We start from the raw sequence: 6257 nt of genomic DNA on the forward strand, positions 1-6257 counted from the left end.
TTAGCCCAAAAGTCTATTGATTAAATTATAAAAAAAGAATCATTATTCGGCAGTTTTGATAAAAAATATTGTTTTCGTATTTCATATTAATCAACAAAAACATTACTAATTATTATAAAAACGTAAAAGTTTAAAACACCCTGAAGTTGCTTGATATTTCTGTGTTTAATGGATTAACAAATTGTATTTTTGCATAAAATTTAGTGTAAAATTAACCATTAGGTAATAGTAACCATTTTTCTAATATGGAAAATAAAGAAGCCCGTTCTGTAGGTAGTTTGCTTTTAAAAGTTGGGACGTTATTAATGAGTTCCGGTGCAAATACCAACAGAGTTCGTATAACAATGCAGCGTATTGCGAATGGCTATAATTATGATGCAGATTTTTTAATTACTCACCGAGCTATTATGTTAACTATCCATAAAGATGAAAAATTAGTTTTTGATGAGGTGAGACAAGCAAAAGGGTTATTACCAAATTTTAGAGTGGTAAGCGGGCTTAGTAAATTAAGTTGGCGAATTGTAGAGGAAAAACTCTCTATAAATAAGGTAAATGAAGAAGTTATTCGCTTACAATCCTTATCTCATTATCCTAGAATTTTAGTATTAGCTATTGTAGCATTAGCATGTAGTTCTTTTTGTAGATTAGCTGGAGGAGGTTTTCTTGAAATGCTAGTTGTTTATATAGGCTCTTTCATGGGGTTATTCATAAAACAAGAATTAGGCAAAAAGAAAATGAATGCTTACATAACCGTATTTTTATCTTCTTTTAGCACAACACTTATAACAGGAGGAAGTGCTTATTTTTTTCCCGATTCTTTAGATAAAGTTGTTTATATAACGGGAATTTTATATTTAATACCAGGGATTCCTTTAATAAACTCACTTTCCGATATATTAGACGGTTATAGCTTAAATGGTGGTTTACGAGCTGTAAATGGCTTTGTTATTTCTTTTGCTATTGCAGCCGGTCTATTACTCGCTTTATTTATATATAATGAAATTTGATTATGGAGTATTTTGATTTATATGAAAAATGGATTTGGTTTGGTTTTGCTGCAGTTGGTTTTGCTATTTTGTTTAACGTACCCAAACGAACGCTATTTACTATTTTTTTGATGGCTGCTTTGGGAGGCACCCTTAAAATGCTTATTATGAGTTGGCACGATAGCGTTATACTCGGTACTTTTGCTGGAGCTGTTTTGGTGGGGTTTTTAAGTATTTGGGCTGCTCACAGTAAACATTCGCCTCCATTTGTTTTTGCAATACCTTCAGTAATTCCAATGGTTCCGGGTGCTTTTGCTTACCGTACCATGAAAGGAATTATAGAAATAACGAATAATACCGATCCTGACCATTTTCTAACAATTTTGAATAGTACTGTTTCAAATGGATTTAAAACCATGTTTATCCTTATCGCTATTTCTTTAGGGGTTTCCACACCTATGTTGTTAACTCGTCGAGATTCGGTTAAGGAAATTAGGATAAAGTTTAAAAAGCCTACAAAAAAGTAGTTATTTCGATTTTGAAGCCAATTTACTTGTAAAAGGATTTTAGATCTGTACCTTTGCACTTTTAACGGGTTGGCTATAAAAAGTCAGCCTTGCTTAATCTTTGAAAATAAAATTTATGAGTCAAGTAAAAGAAAATGATACTGTAAAAGTTCATTACACCGGTAAATTAGCAGATGGTCAAGTATTCGACAGTTCAGTTGAACGCGGAGAACCAATCGAATTTACAATGGGACAAGGCCAGTTAATTCCTGGTTTTGAGAAAGGACTTTTGGATATGGAAGTGAATGAAAAGAAAACTATAAATATACCAAAAGAAGAAGCTTACGGAGAGCCTCGTGAAGAGCTTATCCAAGAAGTAGAAAAAAATCAACTTCCAGAAGATCTAGAACCAAAAGTTGGAATGGGATTAGTTTCTAAAACACCAGATGGTCGTGAAATGAATCTTGTTGTAACTGATGTTAAAGATGCTACAATTGTAGTAGATGGAAACCACCCATTAGCTGGTAAAGATTTAGTTTTTGATCTTGAAGTTGTAGAAATTAAATAATTTCTGAACATATATTTTATAAAAATCCTTGTTGGTGTAAACTAACAAGGATTTTTTTATTACTAATATCTTCCGATTTCAAAAAATAGTATTAAATCTATTCTTAGAAGACTTAAGCTTTTTATAAAGTTCTTTTTGGATATTTGTATAGATAGTATCTTTATGTAAACAAAAAACTAAAGATTATTATGATAAGAAAAGCAAGTGCAATTTGGAAAGGAACCTTAAAAGAAGGAGAAGGTAATCTTACAACCGAAAGCGGAATACTAAATAAAACGCAATATTCATATAAAACTCGTTTTGAGGATGGTAACGGTACTAATCCCGAAGAACTTGTAGGTGCAGCACACTCGGGCTGTTTTACCATGCAGCTTTCTGCTTTTTTAGCTGAAGATGATTTTCCTGCAGATCAGTTAGAAACTCGATCTGAAATTACTTTTGAAGATGGAGAAATATCTAAATCTCATCTTATTTTAGAAGGTAAAGTACCAGGAATTTCAGAAGAAAAATTCAAAGAAATTGCTAATAAAGCAAAAGAAAGTTGCCCACTATCAAAATTATTAGATACTGAAATTACATTAGATGCTAAGTTATTAAGCTAAAATCTTATTTAACAGTAATCTAACTTAATAAAAAATCGTCTACCTTGTATAGGCGATTTTCTTTATTATAAATATCCTCCCCTTTTATAGAGATCAATACTAACTGTTAATGCTTCTTTAAAAGAAGTTAGTAATGATTTTGAAAATATATTTTTGGTGGCAAGTTTCTGGTTAACTTCAAGTTCTATTCCTATATAATTCTTCTTGAATTTCTTACGTAAATAAGTAGTAAAACCATCTGCTATTCCTAAATACGGATAATTAAACCTTACCCTAAAATTATTATTAATTACAAATTGACTTTTTAAACTTTTAGCCATTAATTTTTCTAAATCACGACTTGGATCATATAATAAACCAATTTCAGTATTTCTCTCCACACCATTTAAATTAGGTGTAAAACTATGTGCAGAAATATGAAATACGGTCTCTCCTACTCGTATATATTCTTCGATGCATTTTTCAACTTCATTTCTATATTTCAAGTAGTAATTTTCAATAAGATCTCTTTTTTCAGCAGCTTCTAAGTTTCTAGAAAATTCTGAAAATAAATTTCGGTGATGTAATGATCGATTTGGCTCTATTAATAATCGGCTATATTCATATTCAAAATTAGAATCGGCTATATTTTTCAATTCTAAAAATAAACTATATGCACCGATATCGAACCCGCGATGACTTTTCCAAATAGATTCATTATCCGATTTTAAATATTTATATTTTTCTGGTAATGCATTACTTGCATGCTCGCAGCTTACAATAAACTTCAAGGTGTAAATAATTCATTTTTAGATAAACAAACCGCTAATTTTGAATATGTTTTTTTGATATTCTCTTCGGAATAATTTCCTTCTAAAGAATTTAGTATTCGAGTAGCCAACGAGCCCTTTTCTAGCAAAAATTGAATTGTTTCTTGATGTTTAATTGCTATATTTTTCTTTAATTTTTCAAAAATAATTTTCCAAATTTCAGTAACAGAAGCTCCTTTTGTAATATTAAAAATAGCCAAATAAGCTTCATTTTCTATTATTGATTTTTCTCCATGTTTTATAATATCATCTAGAATTTCAAAAAGATCTATTTCTGTCCACTCTTTTTGGTCCGCTAGCAAAATAAAATCTTCGTTTACAATCGCTTTAAGCGTTTCTATAATCAGAATAGCAATAGCAATATCTGCTTTAGGGCATTCTTGTAAATCTATTACTCGAATTTCTATTGAACCTCTATCAAAACGAGCAATAGCTCCGCGAGAATTTAAAAAGTAATGTTTTAAAATCCCTTTTTTGTCATATGGTTTAATAGCGGATCTAATAGGTTCAAAAATTTCTTTCGTATAAGCTACTTTAGAAAAAGCTGCCTCGGGTACAATTTTTCCTGCCATTTCAGGAATTTCTTTTTGATTGGTTTTATAAACTTGCATTCGACTATCTAGAAATCCTGTCACTTTTCCTTCAAAAATGGGCGAAGAAGCACTTAAAGCTGGGATAATCGGTAAAATAATCCGAATAGCTGCATGTAATTTTTCAAATTCAGTATCATCTATAAACGGTAAATTAATATGCATGCTCTGCACATTACTCCAACCATGCCCACTACAATCAAAAATCTGATTGTAGAGCTCATAAATCTCATTATAATCATGTGGCCAAAGTTTTGTTTCAGTCGCCGGATTCATTAACGGATGCGCTGCTGTTGGCAATAAAGAGGTGTTAAATCCTTTTAATAGTTTATTTATTTCTGAAATATTTTCAGCAAATAACTCATCTAAATCTTCAATTTCTGATGTAGGGCATGCTGTTTTTAATTCCACAACATGCGCTACTAATTCGTTACTCCATTCAATTTTTCCATTATTAACATCAGAAGTAATAGCTCCGGTTTTTTTAATAAAGAGTTGGTCGGCAATCGGATTTACTTTTAAATCCTTAGTCACCAACATATATTCTAATTCAATTCCAAAAACTTCAAAAAGATGATAACTCATATTACTTATTTTCTAACCTATTTTTTAAGGCCTGAATAATTAATTTATATACTTTTTCTCCGTAAAACCTATCTTCAACTCCAAAATCGATATTTGGGTTGTCATTTATTTCAATAACCACAGCCTCAGCATTAATTTCTTTAATATCAACTCCATATAAGCCATCTCCCATAAGTTTAGCAGATTTAATTGCTAGATCTAACACTTTCGCCGGAACGTCTTCTAAAGCCACCGTATCAGCATTTCCATCTTGTTCCTGCTTTTTCGTCGCAGCCCAATTATAAATTTGCCAATGTCCCTTTGCCATATAGTACCTACAAGCGTAAAAAGCTTTTCCATCTAAAACACCAATTCGCCAATCGTAATCGGACGGAGTAAATTGTTGAGCAATTATTAATTCAGAATCTTTTAGCATTTTCTCAACAAGCTCTTGGTATTCTTCTTCAGTTTTTGCTTTTTTAACTCCGAAGCTAAATGTAGAATCTGGAGATTTTAAAACAATAGGTAATCCTAAATTGATTACTGCTAAATCCTTATTTTCTTTATGAATAATCATGGTTTTAGGAGTAGCAATAGCTGCATTTTCTAAAGCTTCTGCCATAAATACTTTGTTACAACACTTTAAAATTGCATCTGGATAATCGATTATTGCTATACCTTCTTGTTGTGCTTTTCTTGCAAATGCGTAAGCTTCATTATTTACTTCGGTACTTTGGCGAATAAAAAGAGCATCAAAAGTCGATAATCTCGATAAATCTTTCGGAGAAATTAATTCTACATAAAAATTAAGTTTTTCAGCTATCTCAATAAAATTTTTTAAGGCCTTTGAGTTACTAGGCGGCGCAGGATCGTCTTTCTGTACAAGAATCGCTAAATCATAATCATATTTTTGTGGTTTTACGGTATCGTAACGTTTTTTAGCAAAGTACTCGGTAGCAAAATAATACATACTTTCTAAGTGATCTTTATTTATTTCAGATTCAGAAAGTGCTCTTATGCTTTTTATGTTCCACTTTGTGTGAAATGAAAATTTCACCTGTAAAAAAGGAATTTGAAAATGCCTAAAAAATAAAGAACTAAGCTCTTTGTATTTTTGAGCTACATTTTGGCCAAAATAAACGCTTAAAACAAATTCTTGTGATTTTATAGATTTTAATGATTTTTGAATAACATCATCGAATTCTTCCGAAATAATTTTTACTAATTTAGGTTCTCTAAGATCTACTAAATTTTTAACAGTAGGAATAGCTAAATGCCCTCTAGCTTCTGCCAATAAGGATACGTAATATCCTTTTGTTTGGTAATTATAGTTTTTTGATAAATTAAAAATACGCGCATTTTTAATTTTTGAAAATTTTGGATTTGTTAAGTAATCTTGCGCTGAAATAATTTGAACATTTTCAAGCTTAACATTCCATTTTTCTGGCTGATTAACAACTAAAATTTTATTCATCTATGATTGATACAATTGATCAAATGTAGTTGAAAATTAGAAGTATTAATCATAATTTTTTTAGAATTTTCATACCAAATAAAAAGTTGAAATCTTTTGTTAGTTATGTACAATTGAATTGTATTTCTATATATTATTTTAGTTCATTTTTAACTGAC

The 6257-nt window shown here is 30.5% G+C and carries 7 protein-coding genes; 4 read left to right on the forward strand and 3 right to left on the reverse strand.

From position 1 onward, the window contains the following. Positions 1–245 precede the first annotated feature (245 nt). The 4 genes from ACN0WI_RS15875 to ACN0WI_RS15890 all read left to right on the forward strand — a co-directional run bounded on the left by ACN0WI_RS15875 (position 246) and on the right by ACN0WI_RS15890 (position 2662). Complete coding sequence (locus tag ACN0WI_RS15875; protein WP_417888032.1) at positions 246–1007, forward strand: threonine/serine ThrE exporter family protein; 762 nt, start codon at positions 246–248, stop codon at positions 1005–1007. A gap of 2 nt (positions 1008–1009) precedes the next feature. After that, entirely contained in the window at positions 1010–1513 is a 504-nt protein-coding gene (locus ACN0WI_RS15880; RefSeq protein WP_417888033.1) for a threonine/serine exporter family protein, read from the forward strand. Positions 1514–1628: 115 nt separating this feature from the next. Then, positions 1629–2060, forward strand: coding sequence for an FKBP-type peptidyl-prolyl cis-trans isomerase (locus ACN0WI_RS15885; RefSeq protein ID WP_417888034.1), 432 nt, complete (start codon positions 1629–1631; stop codon positions 2058–2060). Positions 2061–2248: 188 nt separating this feature from the next. After that, a complete protein-coding gene (locus ACN0WI_RS15890; protein ID WP_417888035.1) occupies positions 2249–2662 on the forward strand; it encodes an OsmC family protein in 414 nt (137 codons plus the stop codon). A gap of 65 nt (positions 2663–2727) precedes the next feature. On the opposite strand, the gene ACN0WI_RS15895 is transcribed toward ACN0WI_RS15890, so the two are convergent. The 3 genes from ACN0WI_RS15895 to ACN0WI_RS15905 are packed head-to-tail and all read right to left on the reverse strand — an operon-like array spanning position 2728 to position 6099. Further along, positions 2728–3432 carry an N-formylglutamate amidohydrolase gene (locus ACN0WI_RS15895; RefSeq protein WP_417888036.1) on the reverse strand — a complete coding sequence of 235 codons (705 nt, stop codon included), beginning with the start codon at positions 3430–3432 and terminating at the stop codon, positions 2728–2730. Next, positions 3429–4646, reverse strand: coding sequence for a glutamate-cysteine ligase family protein (locus ACN0WI_RS15900; protein WP_417888037.1), 1218 nt, complete (start codon positions 4644–4646; stop codon positions 3429–3431). Before ACN0WI_RS15900 ends, ACN0WI_RS15895 begins: the two co-directional genes overlap by 4 nt. Position 4647: 1 nt before the next feature. Beyond that, entirely contained in the window at positions 4648–6099 is a 1452-nt protein-coding gene (locus tag ACN0WI_RS15905; protein ID WP_417888038.1) for a RimK family protein, read from the reverse strand. Positions 6100–6257: the final 158 nt, after the last annotated feature.

This window comes from Zunongwangia sp. (assembly GCF_048269745.1).
Classification (GTDB): domain Bacteria; phylum Bacteroidota; class Bacteroidia; order Flavobacteriales; family Flavobacteriaceae; genus Zunongwangia.

What these genes read in the sequence shown, in the direction of transcription:
- ACN0WI_RS15880 (WP_417888033.1), top strand. Translation starts at nt 1,010, where the DNA reads ATGGAGTATTTTGATTTATATGAAAAATGGATTTGGTTTGGTTTTGCT.
- ACN0WI_RS15875 (WP_417888032.1), top strand. Translation starts at nt 246, where the DNA reads ATGGAAAATAAAGAAGCCCGTTCTGTAGGTAGTTTGCTTTTAAAAGTT.
- ACN0WI_RS15885 (WP_417888034.1), top strand. Translation starts at nt 1,629, where the DNA reads ATGAGTCAAGTAAAAGAAAATGATACTGTAAAAGTTCATTACACCGGT.
- ACN0WI_RS15900 (WP_417888037.1), bottom strand. Translation starts at nt 4,646, where the DNA reads ATGAGTTATCATCTTTTTGAAGTTTTTGGAATTGAATTAGAATATATG.
- ACN0WI_RS15890 (WP_417888035.1), top strand. Translation starts at nt 2,249, where the DNA reads ATGATAAGAAAAGCAAGTGCAATTTGGAAAGGAACCTTAAAAGAAGGA.
- ACN0WI_RS15905 (WP_417888038.1), bottom strand. Translation starts at nt 6,099, where the DNA reads ATGAATAAAATTTTAGTTGTTAATCAGCCAGAAAAATGGAATGTTAAG.